At 66.4% G+C, this 16,402-nt stretch carries 16 protein-coding genes; 8 read left to right on the top strand and 8 right to left on the bottom strand.

Annotated features, from left to right (window positions below):
* Positions 1-19: 19 nt before the first annotated feature.
* From thrC to LGQ10_RS30990, 4 genes are all read right to left on the bottom strand, one after another.
* A complete protein-coding gene (gene thrC, locus LGQ10_RS31005) occupies positions 20-1,396 on the bottom strand; it encodes a threonine synthase (protein ID WP_226524198.1) in 1,377 nt (458 codons plus the stop codon).
* A gap of 16 nt (positions 1,397-1,412) precedes the next feature.
* Complete coding sequence (locus LGQ10_RS31000; protein WP_058436264.1) at positions 1,413-2,303, bottom strand: LysR substrate-binding domain-containing protein; 891 nt, start codon at positions 2,301-2,303, stop codon at positions 1,413-1,415.
* 41 nt (positions 2,304-2,344) lie between these two features.
* Positions 2,345-3,781, bottom strand: coding sequence for an amino acid permease (locus LGQ10_RS30995; protein ID WP_058436265.1), 1,437 nt, complete (start codon positions 3,779-3,781; stop codon positions 2,345-2,347).
* Between the two features lie 152 nt (positions 3,782-3,933).
* A complete protein-coding gene (locus LGQ10_RS30990) occupies positions 3,934-5,208 on the bottom strand; it encodes a cystathionine gamma-synthase family protein (protein ID WP_226524197.1) in 1,275 nt (424 codons plus the stop codon).
* A gap of 237 nt (positions 5,209-5,445) precedes the next feature.
* On the opposite strand from LGQ10_RS30990, the gene LGQ10_RS30985 reads away from it, so the two are divergent.
* A complete protein-coding gene (locus LGQ10_RS30985; protein ID WP_226524196.1) occupies positions 5,446-5,982 on the top strand; it encodes a DinB family protein in 537 nt (178 codons plus the stop codon).
* Here the strand turns inward: LGQ10_RS30985 and LGQ10_RS30980 are convergent, their stop codons facing one another.
* A complete protein-coding gene (locus tag LGQ10_RS30980; RefSeq protein WP_226524195.1) occupies positions 5,983-6,294 on the bottom strand; it encodes a hypothetical protein in 312 nt (103 codons plus the stop codon).
* A gap of 128 nt (positions 6,295-6,422) precedes the next feature.
* Here LGQ10_RS30980 and LGQ10_RS30975 point away from each other — a divergent pair, with 128 nt between their 5' ends.
* Positions 6,423-6,794, top strand: coding sequence for a YceK/YidQ family lipoprotein (locus LGQ10_RS30975; RefSeq protein ID WP_226524194.1), 372 nt, complete (start codon positions 6,423-6,425; stop codon positions 6,792-6,794).
* A gap of 61 nt (positions 6,795-6,855) precedes the next feature.
* On the opposite strand, the gene LGQ10_RS30970 is transcribed toward LGQ10_RS30975, so the two are convergent.
* Positions 6,856-7,629, bottom strand: coding sequence for an EAL domain-containing protein (locus LGQ10_RS30970; protein WP_226524193.1), 774 nt, complete (start codon positions 7,627-7,629; stop codon positions 6,856-6,858).
* A 249-nt stretch (positions 7,630-7,878) separates the two neighbouring features.
* Between LGQ10_RS30970 and LGQ10_RS30965 the strand changes: the two genes are divergently transcribed.
* Entirely contained in the window at positions 7,879-8,880 is a 1,002-nt protein-coding gene (locus LGQ10_RS30965) for an AraC family transcriptional regulator (protein WP_058436203.1), read from the top strand.
* A gap of 46 nt (positions 8,881-8,926) precedes the next feature.
* Here LGQ10_RS30965 and LGQ10_RS30960 read toward each other — a convergent pair whose 3' ends face one another.
* Positions 8,927-9,448 carry an SgcJ/EcaC family oxidoreductase gene (locus LGQ10_RS30960; RefSeq protein ID WP_226524192.1) on the bottom strand — a complete coding sequence of 174 codons (522 nt, stop codon included), beginning with the start codon at positions 9,446-9,448 and terminating at the stop codon, positions 8,927-8,929.
* 172 nt (positions 9,449-9,620) lie between these two features.
* Here LGQ10_RS30960 and LGQ10_RS30955 point away from each other — a divergent pair, with 172 nt between their 5' ends.
* Genes LGQ10_RS30955 through LGQ10_RS30940 form a run of 4 tightly spaced genes read left to right on the top strand, consistent with a single transcriptional unit; the run spans position 9,621 to position 14,219 of the window.
* Complete coding sequence (locus tag LGQ10_RS30955) at positions 9,621-10,781, top strand: sensor histidine kinase (RefSeq protein WP_226524191.1); 1,161 nt, start codon at positions 9,621-9,623, stop codon at positions 10,779-10,781.
* Positions 10,778-11,446 (top strand): response regulator, encoded by a 669-nt coding sequence (locus tag LGQ10_RS30950; RefSeq protein ID WP_058435379.1) that lies wholly within the window; start codon positions 10,778-10,780, stop codon positions 11,444-11,446. The genes LGQ10_RS30955 and LGQ10_RS30950 overlap by 4 nt, the downstream gene beginning before the upstream one ends.
* The gene (locus LGQ10_RS30945; protein WP_226524190.1) at positions 11,443-13,770 is read left to right on the top strand and encodes an ATP-binding protein; all 2,328 of its coding nucleotides are present in this window, start codon (positions 11,443-11,445) and stop codon (positions 13,768-13,770) included. The genes LGQ10_RS30950 and LGQ10_RS30945 overlap by 4 nt, the downstream gene beginning before the upstream one ends.
* A complete protein-coding gene (locus LGQ10_RS30940; protein ID WP_058435377.1) occupies positions 13,767-14,219 on the top strand; it encodes a response regulator in 453 nt (150 codons plus the stop codon). The genes LGQ10_RS30945 and LGQ10_RS30940 overlap by 4 nt, the downstream gene beginning before the upstream one ends.
* A 255-nt stretch (positions 14,220-14,474) precedes the next feature.
* Here the strand turns inward: LGQ10_RS30940 and LGQ10_RS30935 are convergent, their stop codons facing one another.
* On the bottom strand, positions 14,475-15,272 hold the full coding sequence (locus tag LGQ10_RS30935) for an AraC family transcriptional regulator (RefSeq protein ID WP_058435376.1): 798 nt from the start codon (positions 15,270-15,272) through the stop codon (positions 14,475-14,477).
* 84 nt (positions 15,273-15,356) lie between these two features.
* On the opposite strand from LGQ10_RS30935, the gene LGQ10_RS30930 reads away from it, so the two are divergent.
* Positions 15,357-16,355 carry a bile acid:sodium symporter family protein gene (locus LGQ10_RS30930; RefSeq protein ID WP_226524189.1) on the top strand — a complete coding sequence of 333 codons (999 nt, stop codon included), beginning with the start codon at positions 15,357-15,359 and terminating at the stop codon, positions 16,353-16,355.
* The last annotated feature ends 47 nt before the right edge of the window (positions 16,356-16,402 follow it).

The raw sequence follows: 16,402 nt of genomic DNA, 5'->3' as shown, positions 1-16,402 counted from the left end.
GCCTCCTTCGCGGTGCCCATCACAGTGCCTTCAGGCAGTGCACTACGGCGGCAAAATCATCCGCCGCCAGTGCCTGCCACTGCGCCGTGTAAGGCGCCGCGAGCGGCTGAGGCGCCAGCCCGGGAATGCCCAGGGAAGCCAGCAGACGCGCCGACTTGGCCGGTGCGATTTCCCCCAGGGTGACCATGGGCGCCACCAGGCTGCGGCGGTACAGGCGCGCCGCCAGGACGCCGATGGCGGCATGCGGGTCGATGATGTAGCCGGTATCGCGATAGAGGCTGCTGATCTCCTTGCCGGTTTCTTCATCGCTCACCGAATAGGAGTCGATGATCATCCGTGCCTGCAGCCAGAACTCGTTGCCCAGGCTCATCTCGCCGCTGTCTTCGAAGCGCTGCATCAGGCCCGCCACCGCTTGCGGGTCATGGCCATACAGCTCCCAGACAAAACGCTCCAGGTTGGCGAACAGCGACAGGTCCATGGCCGGCGACAGGCTCTGGCTGGCCGGGGCGCGGCAATAGCGATTCTTCAAAAAAAGCTGATGCAGGGCGTCATTGCGGTTGGTGGCGACAATCATCTGGGTGATGGGAAGGCCCATTTTCTGCACGATATAGCCGGCATAGACCTCGGCGAAGCTCGCCGCCGGAACGCTGAAACCGATGGGCCGCTGGCCACCCCCCAGTTGCAGCACGGCATGGAAATACAGCACCAGTTGGGCCATGACCCCGACCCAGTTGCTGGAGTTGAAGCCGATCACCTCACGCTCCGCCAGGGGCCACTGGCGCAGCAAGCGACCCACCAGGGTCTGGCAGTCGTCGAAGCTGCCCTGCACGGCAAAGCGCCACAGCCCGGGGTTGTGCGCGGCCTGCAACTGCTGCCCTTGCTGCTCGGGCACGCCGTGCTGCGGATAGAACACCAGCACCTGGGTCTGCGGACAGTCCTTGAAGGCGTCGATGGCCGCCAGCGCGGTATCGCCGTTGCTGGCCCCCACCAGCACCCCGCGGCGCTGTCGGCGCTGGAGGAAATAGCCCACCAGTTGCGCCTGCAACCGCGCGGCAAAATCCTTGGCCGAGCCAGTGGGGCCATGGAACAGTTCCAGCACCCATTCGTTGCGGTCGATCTGTCGCAGGGGCGCCACCGCGCGGTGGCCAAAGCCGCTGTAGGCGCGGCAGAGCAAGGCCTTGAAATCCGCCTCGGGCAGGCACTCGCCCACAAAGGGGCTGAGCACCCGGAAGGCCAGTTCGGGGTAATCCAGGGTCGACCAATTGGCGATCTCCTGGGGGCTGAAACGTGGCAGCTCGGCGGGCACGTACAGCCCGCCATCGGCGGCCACGCCAGACACCACCACGCTTTCGAAATCCACCTGCACGGTGGTACTGCGGGTACTCACATAACGCATGCTTGGCTCCGGCCAGTCATTTATGGCGATGGGCCTGTTCCACCAGCCAGGTGGAAAATTCCAGCGCATCGGGGTGTGGATCGGCCCCGGCACCACGCACCAGGTAAAAGGATTCGCTGGCTTCGATGCGCTGGCTGAAGGGCTCCAGCAAACGCCCATCGGCGAGCATCTGGTCGACCATGGAGGAGCGCGCCAGGGCCACGCCCAGGCCCAGTTCGGCCATGCGCAAGGTAGAGATCAGGGTGTCGAACTGCATCCCCCGGGACGAATCCACCTGCTCGGCGCCAGAGCGCTGCAACCAGTAGCCCCAGCCCTCTTCGTAGCCCAGCACATGCAGCAGCGGATGCCGGGCCAGGTCCGCCGGTACCTCGAGCGGCGCCCTGTCCAGCAAGGCCGGGGCGCACACCGGGAACAGCGTGTCCCAGGTCAGCCGCTGGGCCACCAGCCCCGGCCAGTGGCCATGACCCCAGCGAATTTCCAGGTCGTCTTCGCCGTCCAGTTCCTTGACCCAGATATTGCTGATGTAGCGGATATCCACCAGCGGGTGCCTGTGCTGAAAATCCGCCAGCTTGGGCGCCAGCCAGTGGACGAAAAACGCCAGGCTGCCGCGCACCTTGATCGGCCGGCGCTTGTGCTGGCCGAAGATTTCGTTGGTGCCCACCGCCAGCCGGGTAATGGCGTCCTGCACCACGGGCAGGTAGGAACGACCCTCTTCGGTCAGGTCCAAGCCCCGGGGCAGGCGCTTGAACAGCGCCACCCCGAGGTGGCTTTCCAGCTGGCGGATCTGCTGGCTCACCGCACCCTGGGTGAGGAACAGCTCCTCGGCGGCGTGGGTGAAATTAAGGCAACGGGCGGACACCTCGAACGCGCGCAGCCAGTTCAGCGGGGGCAAGCTTTTCTGCTTCATGGCCTGGCTCTCATGGACACCCTGGGCGCCGGGCGCACTCCTCAACCCTGCAGGGCATCGGAGGGCCGTGCCAGCGCTGCCAGGGACAGGCGCCGCTGGCGGCTACTGCGGGTAATGTAATACACGAAGTAGCACCAGGCGATGAAGGGCAGGCCGAAGTACAGGGCCACGCGCTGCTCGGGGTCGAAGCCGATGCCGACACAGGCCAGGGCGCAGCACAACAGCGCCCCCAGCGGCACCCAGGGGTAGCCACGAACACGGAATTTCAAGTCGCGCACATCACCGCCGTTGGCCACGAAGTGCCGGCGAAAGGCGATCTGGCTGGCGGCGATGCTCATCCACACCACCACCACCGCTAGCCCGGAAATCGACACCAGGGCCAGGTAGATGGTGTCCGGGGCAAACACGCTGCTGAGCAGGGAAGCCGCACCGCCGGCCATGCTCACGATGATCGCGTTGAGCGGCGTGCCCATGCGGGTCAGGACCGAGAACTGCTTGGGCAGGTGGCCCTGGTCGCTCAGGGTCCAGAGCATCCGCGAGGCGGCGTACAGCCCGGAGTTGGCGGCGGACAGCAGCGCACTGATGATCACGAAGTTCATGATGTCCGCCGAGTACGGAATGCCGATGTAGGTGAACACCGTGACGAACGGACTTTCCACCAGCCCCGCCTGCTCCCGGGGCAACAGGGTGGCGAGGACGAAGATGGTACCGACGAAGAAGATCGCCAGGCGCAGCACTGTGGTGCGGATCGCCCGCGGTACGTTGCGTTGCGGGTCGCGGGTTTCGCCGGCGGCGATGCCGATCAGTTCGGTGCCGGAGAAGGCGAACGCCACTGCAAGCAGGGTCATGGCGATCGGCATGAAGCCGGTGGGAAACAGCCCCTCGCGGGTGAAGTTGCTCAGGCCGATGCTGTGGGCCTGGTCGATGTGCAAGAGACCGAGAATCGCCCCGCCGCCCACTGCCAGAAACGCCAGCACGGTGATCACCTTGACCAGCGACAGCCAGAACTCGGTCTCGGCGAACAGCCGCACCGACACCACGTTGGACAAAAACACCACCATGGCGAACAGCGCGCTCCAGATCCACACCGGGGTTTCGGGGAACCAGCGGGCCATGAGGATCCCGGCGGCGGTGAATTCCGAGCCGATGGCCACGGTCCAGGTCAGCCAGTACAGCCAGGCCACGGTGTAGCCGGTGCCAGGGCCGAGAAAACGTGTGGCGTAGGTGCTGAAGGAACCGGTCTCGGGCATCTGCACCGCCAGCTCGCCGAGGCACATCATCACCAGGTACACCATCAGCGCACCGATGATATAGGCAATCACCGCGCCCAGCGGGCCGGCCTGGTTCACCGTGTAGCCGGAGGTGAGGAACAGCCCGGTGCCGATCACCCCGCCGAGGGCGAGCATGACAATGTGCCGGGTCTGCATTTCTTGCTTGAAGCCGCCGCGCAAGTCGGTCTGTTGTTCTTGTTGGGACATGATGGTTCTCATGAAAGTTGTCAGGGCAAGTCTCAATTTCTGCGATTGTGGAAATGGGCAGAAAACAAATCGGATGCCACCAGGTTTTTATTGTTATTCCTCTTCATGAAGCCCCCACTGGCTGCCTTGCTGTGGGGGTATTGCGCGCTCTTTCAGTGGGCGACCTCGGCCCGGGCATCCAGGGAAGAGGCGCCGCCGGGGGCCGCGTTCTGCTTGAGGGATTGGCGCAGCCAGGCGAAGGCCTGCTGCAGGTCCGCCAGCAGGTCATCGGTGTCTTCGATGCCTACCGAGATCCGCACCAGCCCTTCGGAAATACCCAGGGCCTGGCGCTCTTCCAGGGTGTTTTCGACATGGCTGGTGGTGCGTGCCGGACCGTAGATGGTTTCCACCGCGCCCAGGTTGCCGGCGCAGTGGGCATAGCGCAGGCGCGGCAACAGCAGCTTGACGCTGTCCATGCCACCCACCAGGACGAAGCTGACGATGGCGCCGAAACCGCGCATCTGCGCACAGGCCACGGCGTGGTTCGGATGGCTGGGCAGGCCCGGGTAGTTCACCGCCTCCACCAGCGGCTCGTTGAGCAGGAACTGCGCCAGTTGCGCGGCGCTGTGCTGTTGCTGGCGCATGCGCAGGGCCAGGGTCTTGATCCCGCGGATGATCAGGTAGGCCGAGAACGGATCGAGGCTGGCACCGTTGATTTCCCGGTAGTGACGCACCTGGCTCATCAGCGCTTCGCTGCCGCAGGCCACGCCACCGAGCACATCGCCGTGGCCGCTGAGGAACTTGGTGGCGCTGTGGATCACCACATCCACGCCCAGCGCCAGGGGGTTCTGGTTCAGCGGCGTGGCAAAGGTGTTGTCCGCCACCACCAGGGCGCCGACCTGCTTCGCCGCGGCGACCAGGCGCTGGATGTCGACGATCTTCAGGGTCGGGTTGGTCGGGGTCTCCAGGTACAGCAGGTCGCAGCCCTTGGCGATCTCGGCCTCGATCTGCTGCTGGTCGAAGGTTTCGCAGAGGGTGACGGCCACGCCCATGCGCGGCAGGAATTCCTCGAAGATCTTGTTGGTGCCACCGTAGCTGTCCTTGGTCGACACCACCCGCTGGCCGTGGCGCAGGAAGCTGTAGAGCACGCCGCTGATGGCCGCCATGCCGCTGCTGAAGGCCACCGCCGATTCGGCACTTTCCAGGTCCCGCAGCTTGGCCTCCAGGGTTTCCACCGTGGGGTTGCTCATGCGGCTGTAGATAAAGCCCGGGGCCTTGCCCAGGGCCACGTCGTACCACTGGTCAATGTCGTCGTAGCCATAGGCGGCACTGGCGACAATCGGCGTTTGCGTGGCGTTGTAGGGGTGACGGACCTGCTCTCCGCCCCAGACCACCCGAGTAGCGGTCCCGGGGTTTTCCAGCCCTGTGCGTTCAGGTTTTTTATTCATTGCGACGGCTCACCATAAAGGGTGCGCGGCCTGTTGCCGCGCTGGATCTGGTGGCCAATATAGAGAAAAGCCCAAGCCCCGAGAAACGATGTTATCGGGGCCAAAGGGGCGGTTTTTTTAATGGCTGAAAGCCCTGCAAACGGCCTGTGCACAAGGCTTTTACGACGCCTCTTGCATTGCGACACCGGGGCTTGCGAAGCTGCTGTGCGCCAGCCTGCAAACCCGAAAGGAGCCGCAATGAACCGCACCGAGCACCTGTGCCTGATGGCCCGCTACAACCAGTGGATGAACAGCCAGCTGTACAGCGCCGCCATGAACCTGCCGGATGTGCAACTGGCTCTGGACCGGCAGGCCTTTTTCGGCTCGATCCTCGGCACCCTCAATCACTTGCTGGCCGGCGACACGATCTGGCTCAAGCGCCTTGCCCGGCACCCGGCGCGGTTTGCGGCCCTGGCGCCGCTGCAGCAGGTGGCCACGCCCCAGGACCTCAAGACCCTGCTGTTTGCCGACATCCGCGGGCTGTGGCAGCAGCGTCAGTGGCTGGATCAACTGATCCTCGATTTCAGCCAGGGGCTGAACGAGACCGAGCTGGACAGCAGCCTGTCCTACAGCAACACCCAGGGCATCGCAGCCGAACGCAATGTCTACGGCCTGCTGGTGCACTTCTTCAATCATCAGACCCACCACCGCGGCCAGGCCACTACCCTGCTGAGCCAGGCAGGGGTGGATGTGGGCGCCACCGACCTCCTGCTGCTGATTCCCTCGGCGAGCTGATCAGGCGCCAGCCCACCGCTTGCGCAGCAGTGGCAACCCCTGGTCACGCCAGAACTGCGGGGAAATTCCCCCGCTGGACATGCCGCCATGGGCAAAGGCTTCGACGAAGAAATGCTCCTGAGCATCCAGGCCCCTGCCGGTCAGTTGCTCGAACGCCTGGGTGAGCATGGCGTCCAGTTGCTCCAGGCTGTCCGGCCAGGGTGCATTGGCCAGTTGCACCGCCATCGCGCGCCACAGGTACGGGTCACCCCGCAACCCCCAGGTCAACGGTTCTTCAACGAATAACAGGTCGGTGGTGCGCGTGGCTTTCATCGGGGCTCCTGGTGGCGAGGATTTTTCCGCGGCCAATCTAGCGTCTGCAGCAGGCTTCTGCGAACATGCGCGCGCAAAAAATCCACTGGCTAAGGAATGGCGCCATCAAACTCCTCTCGACTGCACTCGTGCTCACCCTGCTGGCACTGACAGGCTGCGGCACCTACATGGCCCGTGGCGGCGCCCTGGACTGGCGCGATGACCGCTACTACCGCAGCACCCAGACCAGCGCCCAGGTGCTTACCGGCTACCACCTGGATGGCTACGGCCGCATGATCACCGGCGGCTGCTGGGTACTGGTGGTCTGCCCCATCGCGATCATCGTCAGCCTGCCGGCAGATGCCCTGCTCGATACCGTACTGCTGCCCTACGACGCCATGCAGCCGGAGCGGCCCAAACGCAAGATGAACTCAGAAAGAAAGTACCCGGACCTTGAAGGCACCTCCCCGCTGGGCGAACCCTTCCTGGACGTTGGCGAGTTGTGCGTGCCACCGGCCTGAGCGCTGGGATCAACGCGCAGGTGACACTCCCCGAGGCTGGCCATGGTGAGATGGGGCCGGCTCAGGCCTGGTTCGGGGCACACAGCTCGGGCTGGGTCCGCTGCAAGCGACATGTACGCCCCAGGCGTTCCACCTGGGGCCGGCCAAACAGGTAGCCCTGCCCCCACTCGCCGCCACAGGCACTGGCCAACCCCTGGTCGGCGGCGCTTTCCACGCCCTCGATGATCACGCAGGGGGCCAGGGTCTTGCACAGCTGCACCAGGTGACCCAGGGTCTGCACGCTGTTGGCCTCGCCCCGGGCACGCTGGATGTAACCCTTGTCGATCTTGACGATGTCCGGCCGGGTCTGGCGGATGAACTCCAGGGTTCCCAGGCCTGCGCCGAAATCATCGATGGCCACCCGGCATCCCAGTTCGCGCAGGGCCAGGACAAACTCGCTGGCCGCCTCGATGCTCGGCGGCGTGGCGCTCTCGGTGATCTCGATCACTAGCCGCGCGGCCACCGATGGAGCCTCGCGCAACGCCTTGAGAATACCGAACCAGAACGGATCGACGATGGCGCTGCGGGCCGAGATGTTGCAGCCCAGGCGCAACCGCTCGTCTCGCCGCAGGCAGTCGATCACGCAGAGCACCACGGCGCGATCCAGCTCGCGCATCAGTGGATGCGATTCCAGGGAAGCCAGCGGATAGGCTTCACCGCCACGGGCGGCGTCCTGTCGCAACAACCCTTCGTAGTACAGCACCCGGCTGCTGTCGGGCAGCCAGACCACCGGCTGGAAAGCCAGCAGCAGACGGCCGGCGGCCAGTTCACGATAAAACTCATTGCTGCTTTGCATGACAGATCCCTCGACAAGGCAACGGCACTCCCTGGCAAGAGTGGCGCGGCAAAGCGGTTGCCGCGGTCACCCAAGGGTCCCTGCCCGACCATGATCGGTCCTCACTCTGTCCAGGAGGAAGTGTTCCCGGACACCTTTCGCTTGTCCTCGGAAACCTGCCCCCCTGCTTAATCGTCTGCGGCCTTTTGTTTATTGCAATCATGCCCGAGGCCGCATCGGCATCGTTTAGCCACCAGTCCAGGAAGACCTATGCATAGAATGACCAGCGCCAGCTTTCGGGTGCTCGCCGATGTCATGAAAGAGGGCGGCGCCAACGTCGACGCCCTGCTCGAGCACTTCGGCAGCAGCATCCAGGACGTTGATGAAAATCCCAGGGGCGTCCGGTTGGAACTGGTCTACCAGGTCATGGGCGAGGCCTCGCGTCGCACGGGCAACCCGGACCTGGGCCTGCTGGCCTACAACAAGGCCCACCCGGCCAACCTCAAGGCACTGGGCTACGCGGTGATGTCCTGCGCGACCCTGGGCGCGGCGCTGCAACGCCTGGTGGACTACCACGCGCTGATCAGCAACGGCTTCTGCATGTGCCTGGAACGCCAGCCGCAGGCCATGCAGTTGATCGGCTTCGACGTCACCGCCGAGCCCTCGCTCATGCCCCGGGCGGTGATCGACGCCGGTGCCGCCCAGACCCTGGGCCTGCTGCACTGGCTGTTGCCCCAGCACAAGCCCCGCCCCATGGCCGCGGCGTTCACCTACGCCGAGCCGGCGGACACCCGGGCCCTGCGTCGGTTGCTGGGAGAAAACCTGGAGTTCTGCGCGCCCCACAACAGCCTGACCTTCAGCAACCAGGACTGCGCCATCGAGCTGCCCAGTGCCGACCCGGCCCTGGACGTGTTGCACATGGAATACGCCCGCACCCGACTCAACGTGCTGCTCAGCGGTTCCATGACTGCCCGGGTGCGCCGGGCCCTGTCCGAGTGCCTGGCCCGGGGTGCCCCCAGCGACCTGCCGCACATCGCCGAGATGGTCGGCGTCAGTGCCCGCAGCCTGCAAAGGCGCCTGGGCCATGAAGACGTGCACTTCTCGGCGTTGCAGGACGAAGCCCGGCTAATGCTGGCCCACAGCTTCCTGCGCAACTCCCTGCGCAGCGTGAAATACATCGGTGCCCTGCTGGGCTTTCGCGACCAGAGCAGCTTTCACAAGGCCTGTATCCGTTGGTTCGGCATGACCCCGGGGCGCTACCGCGAGCAGTGACAACAACGCCGAGCAAAGGCTCGGCGCGAGGCTGCAAAGGCTTGGATCAGTGGCTGGCTTGCAACTGCGGCTGCACCTGCGGCATGGCCGAAGAGTGGTGGTTGAGGATTTTCCACTGCCCGCCCAGGCGTTCGTAGAGGAAGGTGTAGCGAGCCTGGACCTGCTGCTTCTTGCCGTCGGCGGCCGTCAGGGTGAAGGTGTAGACGCCGCTGTCCATGGCCGCATCCGGGCCCAGGTGACGAATTTCCCGGTAGTTGATCTGGCCCACCGGCCGCGAGGCCATGAAGTGCTCGAAGTAGTCCTGGATCTGCGCGTGGGTGCTGCGCACCTGGTTGGAGACGGTGGGTTGCAGCACTGCATCCGGTGCATAGAGGCTGACCACGGCTTGCGGGTTGCCCGTCTGCAGGGCGCTGTTCCAATGGTCGAAGAGGCCGGCGATTTCCCGGTCCTGCAGGTTCTGCGGCTGCTCGGCCACGGTGCGGTACACGTAGGGAGTGGCTTCCAGGGCCTGGGCCAGTGGCGCGCTCAGCACGAAGAACAGGGCCAGGGCGGTGGTTTTCAGTTTCATTCACGGACTCCAGTGGGTTTCAATGACCCCCACTGTGCCCAGGGCCGCCGCCCGTGCCATCGGCCAACTGGAGCCCGCGGCCTATGCCATTCGGCAGATAGGCGCGATACCGGGCGCGGAGTCTAATGCCCTGCCCCGAACCACTGCACCGCCCCCACCCTGGAGTTTCCCGATGCCCAGCCCGCCCCTCGATCCCGCCAGCGCCCTGGCCCTGCGCAGCCAGTACCGGCAGTCGCAAAGCCGCGCTGCGCGCCTGCGACTGCTGGTGGACACGGGCCAGGAACTGCTGCGATTGCCCCCCGAACAGATGCGCCAGCGGGTGGTGCAACGGGCCTGCGCCTTCGTCGCCATGGACCAGGGGCTATTGCTGGAATGGACCAGCGACGGCGTGGCCCATGCCAGCGCTGAACAAGGTCACGGCGAGTGCCTGCAAGCCCTGCGTGCCGTGGCCGGGCAAGCCCAGTGGCTGGAGCGCCCGCTTGCGCAAACCGGGGTGCTGCGCGTACTGCTGCACCGTGCCGACGGCCAGCCCTTCGGCGCGCTGCTGCTGGCCAACAGCGTGCCCATCAGCGCGCCGGACAGCGAAGACCTGGAATCCCTGCAACTGCTGGCCACGCTGTTGGCCACGCACCTGGAAAACCAGCGCCTGCTGCAAGACCTGCAAGCCCGGGAACGCAGCATGTCGGAGCTGGTGCAGCGCCTGTTCAGCGCCCAGGAGGATGAGCGCAAGCGCGTCGCCTACGACCTGCACGACGGCCTGGCGCAAACCCTGGCCGGGCTGCACCAGCGCCTGCAGGGTTTCGCCGGGCGCTGCCCGCCACTGCCAGGGCCCCTGCACGATGAATTGCAGACCATCCTGCAACTGGCCCAGGGCTGCGTCGGCGAAGGCCGGCAACTGATCGGCGGCCTGCGCCCCCATGTGCTGGACGACTTCGGCCTGCTGCGGGCCATCGACCGCGAGGCCGACCGCCTGCGCGACGCCGGGCTGGCGGTGCACTGGCAGCAGCGCTACCCGGGACGCCTGCCGGCGGCCCTGGAAATCGCCCTGTTTCGCATCGCCCAGGAAGCCATCAACAACATCCTCAAGCACGCCCGGGCCCACAACGTCAGCCTGAACCTGGCCCTGGAAGCGGGCCAGGCCGTGCTCGGTATCAGCGACGACGGCGCAGGTTTCCAGCCGGCATCCGGCCAGGGCATCGAACAGTTGGGCCAGGTGGCCATGCAGGAACGCGCCCATTTGCTGGGCGGGCGTTTCACCTGCCACAGCCAGCCCGGCAGCGGCACCCGGATTCTCGCCCACGTGCCGGTCCATGCCTTGGAGCATGCGTTATGAAAGCGCTGATACGCCTGGTCCTGGCGGACGATCATGAAGTCACCCGCACCGGCTTCATCGCCCTGCTGGCGGGCAACCCGGAGTTCGAGGTGGTGGGGCAAGCCAGGGATGGCGAGCAAGCCCTGGCCCTGTGCGAACAACTGTGCCCGGACCTGGCCATCCTCGACATCCGCATGCCCCTGCTCAATGGCCTGGGGGCCGCGCGCCTGCTGCAACAGCGCCAGCCGGAGATCAAGGTGGTGATCTTCACCATGGACGACAGCCCCGATCACCTGGAAGCCGCCATGGCCGCCGGCGCCGTGGGTTACCTGCTCAAGGACGCCAGCCGCGAAGAAGTCCTCGACGCCCTGCAGCGCGTGGCCCGGGGCGAAGAGGCCCTCAACAGTGCCGTCAGCGCCCGCCTGCTGCGACGCATGAGCGAACGCGGCAACGGCCAGGCGCCCCAGGCTCAGGCCCTGACCGCCCGGGAGCGCCAGGTGCTGGGGCTGGTGGCCGGCGGCTTCAGCAACCGCGAGATCGGTGAAAAGCTCGGCATCACCACCGGCACCGCCAAGGCCCATGTGGAGCGGGTGATCGGCAAGCTCGGCGCCGCCGACCGCACCCAGGCCGCGGTGCGCGGCATCGCCCTGGGACTGGTGGCGCAACCTGCCGGGCAGTGGCCGTGAACCTGCTCAGCGCCCGGCGCTGGGCCGACCTGCCGCTGCGGGGCAAGGCGCTGGTGGTGATCTCCCTGCCGCTGGTGATCCTGTTGCTGTCGCTGGTGCTGATCTACAGCACCGAGCGCCAGACCGCCCGCGCCGAGGAGGACGTGCGCCGGGTGCTACTGGTGCAGGGCGATATCCAGGCGGTGCACACCCTGCTGGCCGAGGCCGCCGCCAGCGTGCGCGGCTACCTGCTGACCCGGCGCGAGGACTTCCTGCCCGCCTACCTCCAGGCCCGGCCGCAGATCGAGGCCGCGCTGCAGCGCCTGGACCAGAATGTCCAGGACCCGCGCATGCGCGACTACCTGCAGACCATCACCCCGCTGATCCGCACCAAGCTCGACGGCCTGGTGGCCCTGCGCAACGGCAGCCGCGACGACGCTGCGACGATGACCGCGATCCTGATCGACAACAAACAGGTGCTGGACGTGCTGCGCGAGCAGATCAGCGCCATGCGCGTGCGCGAGGATGCACTGCTGGCCGAACGTAGCGCAGCCGCCGCGGCGACCCGCATGCGCCTGCTGTTCGCCACCTTGCTGGCCGCCGGCTGCGGCCTGTTCGGCGCCATCGTCGCGGTGCTGTTGCTGTCCCGGGGCATCGTCACGCGGGTGCAGCAGGTACAGGGCAATGCCCAACGCCTGGCCCTGGGCCAGCCGCTGCGCCCGCAGGCGCCGGAGCAGGATGAGATCGGCCAGCTGGGCACTCGCCTGGTGGAGGCCGGGCAACTGCTGGCCGAGCGCGAACGGGCCCTGCGTGATAACGAAGAACGCCTGCGGCTGATCATCGACGGGGTCAAGGACTACGGGATCTTCGCCCTGGACACCGCGGGCCGGGTCACCACCTGGAACGTCGGCGCGGAACGGATCAAGGGCTACAGCGAGCAGGAAATCATCGGCCGGCATTTTTCCCTGTTCTACCTGCCGGAAGAATGCCCACAGCACCCGGACATGGCCCTGCGCGAAGCCACCGCCCACGGCCACTACATGGAAGAGGCCTGGCGCTGCCGCAAGGATGGCAGCCGCTTCTGGGCCAGTGTGGTGATCACCGCGCAGTACGACGCCAGCGGCGCCCTGCGGGGCTTTTCCAAGATCACCCGGGACATCACCGACCGCCGCGCCGCGGAAATCGCCCTGGGCACCGCCCGCGAAGAAGCGGAAAGCGCCAGCCGCGCCAAGAGCGAATTCCTCTCGCGCATGAGCCACGAACTGCGCACTCCGCTGAATGCCATCCTTGGCTTCGCCCAACTGCTGGACATGGACTCCAGCGCCGGCCAGCGGCCGCAGGTGGGGCATATCCTGCGGGCCGGGCAGCACCTGCTGGGGCTGATCAACGAGGTGCTGGACATTGCTCGCATCGAGGCCGGGCGCCTGCCACTGAACGTCGAGCCCATGGCCCTGGCGGCGGTGCTGCACGAAGCCCTGACCCTGGTGTCGCCCATGGCCACCGACGCCGGCATTGCCCTGGCGCCGCTGCCGGAACTGGCGGCGGACAGCGGCGTGGTCGCCGACCGCCAGCGCCTGATCCAGGTGCTGCTCAACCTGCTGTCCAACGCCATCAAGTACAACCGCACGGGCGGCCGGGTCAGCATCGACGTGGAGATCGAGGCCTCGCGCCTGCGCATCAGCGTGCTCGACACCGGCGCCGGAATCACCGCCGAGCGCCTGGAGCGCCTGTTCAAGCCCTTCGAACGCCTGGATGCCGACCCCAAGGTCGAGGGCACCGGCCTGGGGCTGGCCCTGAGCAGGAGCCTGCTGGAAATGATGGACGGCAGCCTGGGCGTGAATAGCACCCCAGGCAGCGGCAGTTGCTTCACCCTGGAGCTGCCCTTCTTGCGCCTGGCCGCTACAACCGCCGTGGCGCCCTTCGACGCCCCGGCGCTGAATGTGCCGGCGCCACAGCCCGCAAGCCGCTACCTGGGCAAGGTGCTGTGCATAGAGGACAACCTGCAAAGCCTGGCGCTGATCGAGACCCTGCTGCAACGGCGTCCGGGCATCCAGCTGCTGTCGAGCATGCAGGGCCAGATGGGCCTGGACCTGGCCCGCCAGCACGCGCCGCAGATGATCCTGCTGGACGTCAACCTGCCGGACCTGCCCGGCCTGGACGTGCTGCAACGGCTGCGGGCCTGCGGCGCCACGGCCAACACCCCGATCCTGATGATCACCGCCGACGCCAGCGAACCCACCCGGCGCGCCCTGCTCGATGCCGGGGCCACGGCGATCCTGACCAAGCCGATCCACATCCCGGCGTTCTTCGCCCACCTCGATGCCTGTCTCCCGGAGCTCCCATGACTGCCGACATGCGCATCCTCATCATCGATGACCAGCGCCCCAACCTCGACCTGATGGAACAGCTGCTGGCCCGCGAAGGGCTGCACAATGTCCTCAGCAGCACCCAGCCGCTGCGCGCCCTGGAGCTGTTCAACAGCTTCGAGCCGGACCTGGTGATCCTCGATTTGCACATGCCCGAGTTCGATGGCTTTGCCGTACTGGAGCAGCTGAACCGACGCATCCCGGCCAACGACTACCTGCCGATACTGGTACTCACCGCCGACGCCACCCGCGACACCCGCCTGCGGGCGCTGGCCCTGGGCGCCCGGGACTTCATCAGCAAGCCCCTGGATGCCCTGGAAACCCTGCTGCGGATCTGGAACCTGCTGGAGACCCGGGCCCTGTATAAAACCTTGCGCACCCTGGTGCCGCCGGAGCGCATCGAACTGCTGCGCCCATCAAAGGCCTGACCTGTCGCACCTGCCGCACCTGTCGCACCTGTCGCACCTGTCGCACCTGTCGCACCTGTCGCACCTGCCGCATCGTCGCATCGTCGCATCGTCGCATCGTCGTACCCTGTAGCCGCTGCCGCAGGCTGCGAACGGCCCGAAGGGAAGTAGGGTTCTTAAGATCGATAGAGGTTCGACGGGAGGTCGTCAAGCAAGGTCCTGCGGACCTTTGCGCAGCTTCGCGGGCTCAGCAGCGGCTACAGGAATCGCGGGGGCTCAGAGGTCGCGGAAGAATTCGCCCGGGGTGGCGTCGAACTGTTGGCGGAAGGCGGCGATAAACGCCGAGGTCGAGTCATAACCACAGGCCAGCGCCACATCGGTGACCCGCTCGCCCTGCTCCAGGGGAGTCAGGGCACCGAGCAATCGCAGGCGCTGGCGCCAGGCACGGAAGGTCAACCCGGTGTCCTTGAGAAACAGGCGGCTGAGGGTCTTCTCCGTCACCCCGAGCTTCTGGCTCCACTGGCCCAGCGTCGTGGCCTGCTCCGGGTGCGCCTGCAGGCTGCGGTAGATCGCCCGCAGGCGCACGTCGTGGGGCAGCGGCAGCATCAGGTCCAGTTGCGGCGCGGCGGCCAGCTGGTCCAGCAGCACCTGCACCAGGCGGCCGTCGGCGCTGTCCTGCACATACGCCACCGGCAGCTCGCTGAACGTGCGGATCAGCTCGCGCAGCAGGTCGCTGACCGCCAGCACCTGGCAGCGGTCGGTGGCGGCCCAGCCGGTGACGCTGCAATCCAGGTACAGGCTGCGCATTTCAGTACGCGGCGAACTGAACACCCGGTGCGGCACCCCGGCGGGTATCCACACCGCCCGCTGCGGGGGCGCGATGAAACGCCCGCCGCTGGTCTGGATCTCCAGCACCCCGGCAATCGCATAGGACAACTGCACCCAGGGATGGCTATGGCGCCGGGTCAGGGCCCGATTGGGCAAGGATTCGGTTCGCCCGTATACCGGTCGCGGCAGGCTCGGCAACCCGGGAATAGTGCGCCGGACGATCTTTTCATGTCCTTTAGGCGGCATTAACTGGCTCCTTGGCGTTAGTCGGTAAAACACAGCCACGTTAGAGTCGCCCCACCGCACTTGGCAACCCCGGATGATCCCGCTATGACTCGCTCCCGCCTTTTACCCGACAACTTCACCCTGACCCTGATCGGCGTCGTCCTGCTGGCCAGCTTCCTGCCCGCCAGCGGCCAGGTGGCGGTGGGCTTCGGCTGGCTGACCAACCTCGCCATCGGCCTGCTGTTTTTCCTCCACGGCGCCAAGCTGTCGCGCGAGGCGATCATCGCCGGGGCCGGCCACTGGCGCCTGCACCTGCTGGTATTCAGCCTGACCTTCGTACTCTTCCCGTTGCTGGGCCTGGCCCTCAAGCCATTGCTGTCGCCGCTGGTGGGCAACGAGCTGTACCTGGGCATGCTGTATCTGTGCGCCCTGCCGGCCACGGTGCAATCGGCGATTGCCTTCACTTCCCTGGCCCGGGGCAATATCCCGGCGGCCATCTGCAGCGCTGCAGCCTCCAGCCTGTTCGGGATCTTCCTGACGCCGCTGCTGGTGACCCTGCTGCTCAACGTCCATGGCGACAGCGGCTCGACCGTGGATGCAATCCTCAAGATCAGCGTGCAACTGCTGCTGCCCTTTATCGCCGGGCAGATTGCCCGACGCTGGATCGGCGCCTGGGTCGGGCGCAACAAGAACTGGCTGCGCTTCGTCGACCAGGGCTCGATCCTGCTGGTGGTCTACGGCGCCTTCAGCGAAGCGGTGAACGAAGGCATCTGGCACCAGATCCCGCTGTGGGAACTGGGCGGGCTGGTGGTGGCCTGCTGCATCCTCCTGGCGCTGGTGCTGCTGGCCTCCAGCGTCCTGGGCAAGCTGCTGGGCTTCGACCAGGAAGACCGCATCACCATCCTCTTCTGCGGCTCGAAAAAGAGCCTGGCCACCGGCGTGCCCATGGCCCAGGTACTGTTCGCCGGTAGCACCATGGGGGTGTTGATCCTGCCGCTGATGCTGTTCCACCAGATCCAGCTGATGGTCTGTGCGGTGCTGGCCCAGCGCTACGCCAAGCGCCCGGAGTCGGTGGCCGAGCTGATGGGCCAGGTCGACCCGTAGCCGGTGCTGCAGGGCGGCTCGGCGACGGCCCGGGGTTGCGCGCGCAT

Source organism: Pseudomonas sp. L5B5, assembly GCF_020520285.1.
GTDB lineage: Bacteria > Pseudomonadota > Gammaproteobacteria > Pseudomonadales > Pseudomonadaceae > Aquipseudomonas.
This window is presented reverse-complemented; position numbering and strand designations above follow the sequence as displayed.

Coding starts and splice junctions, on each gene's coding strand:
- thrC (WP_226524198.1), bottom strand. CDS start 1,396: ATGCGTTATGTGAGTACCCGCAGTACCACCGTGCAGGTGGATTTCGAA.
- LGQ10_RS31000 (WP_058436264.1), bottom strand. CDS start 2,303: ATGAAGCAGAAAAGCTTGCCCCCGCTGAACTGGCTGCGCGCGTTCGAG.
- LGQ10_RS30995 (WP_058436265.1), bottom strand. CDS start 3,781: ATGTCCCAACAAGAACAACAGACCGACTTGCGCGGCGGCTTCAAGCAA.
- LGQ10_RS30990 (WP_226524197.1), bottom strand. CDS start 5,208: ATGAATAAAAAACCTGAACGCACAGGGCTGGAAAACCCCGGGACCGCT.
- LGQ10_RS30985 (WP_226524196.1), top strand. CDS start 5,446: ATGAACCGCACCGAGCACCTGTGCCTGATGGCCCGCTACAACCAGTGG.
- LGQ10_RS30980 (WP_226524195.1), bottom strand. CDS start 6,294: ATGAAAGCCACGCGCACCACCGACCTGTTATTCGTTGAAGAACCGTTG.
- LGQ10_RS30970 (WP_226524193.1), bottom strand. CDS start 7,629: ATGCAAAGCAGCAATGAGTTTTATCGTGAACTGGCCGCCGGCCGTCTG.
- LGQ10_RS30965 (WP_058436203.1), top strand. CDS start 7,879: ATGCATAGAATGACCAGCGCCAGCTTTCGGGTGCTCGCCGATGTCATG.
- LGQ10_RS30960 (WP_226524192.1), bottom strand. CDS start 9,448: ATGAAACTGAAAACCACCGCCCTGGCCCTGTTCTTCGTGCTGAGCGCG.
- LGQ10_RS30955 (WP_226524191.1), top strand. CDS start 9,621: ATGCCCAGCCCGCCCCTCGATCCCGCCAGCGCCCTGGCCCTGCGCAGC.
- LGQ10_RS30950 (WP_058435379.1), top strand. CDS start 10,778: ATGAAAGCGCTGATACGCCTGGTCCTGGCGGACGATCATGAAGTCACC.
- LGQ10_RS30940 (WP_058435377.1), top strand. CDS start 13,767: ATGACTGCCGACATGCGCATCCTCATCATCGATGACCAGCGCCCCAAC.
- LGQ10_RS30935 (WP_058435376.1), bottom strand. CDS start 15,272: ATGCCGCCTAAAGGACATGAAAAGATCGTCCGGCGCACTATTCCCGGG.
- LGQ10_RS30930 (WP_226524189.1), top strand. CDS start 15,357: ATGACTCGCTCCCGCCTTTTACCCGACAACTTCACCCTGACCCTGATC.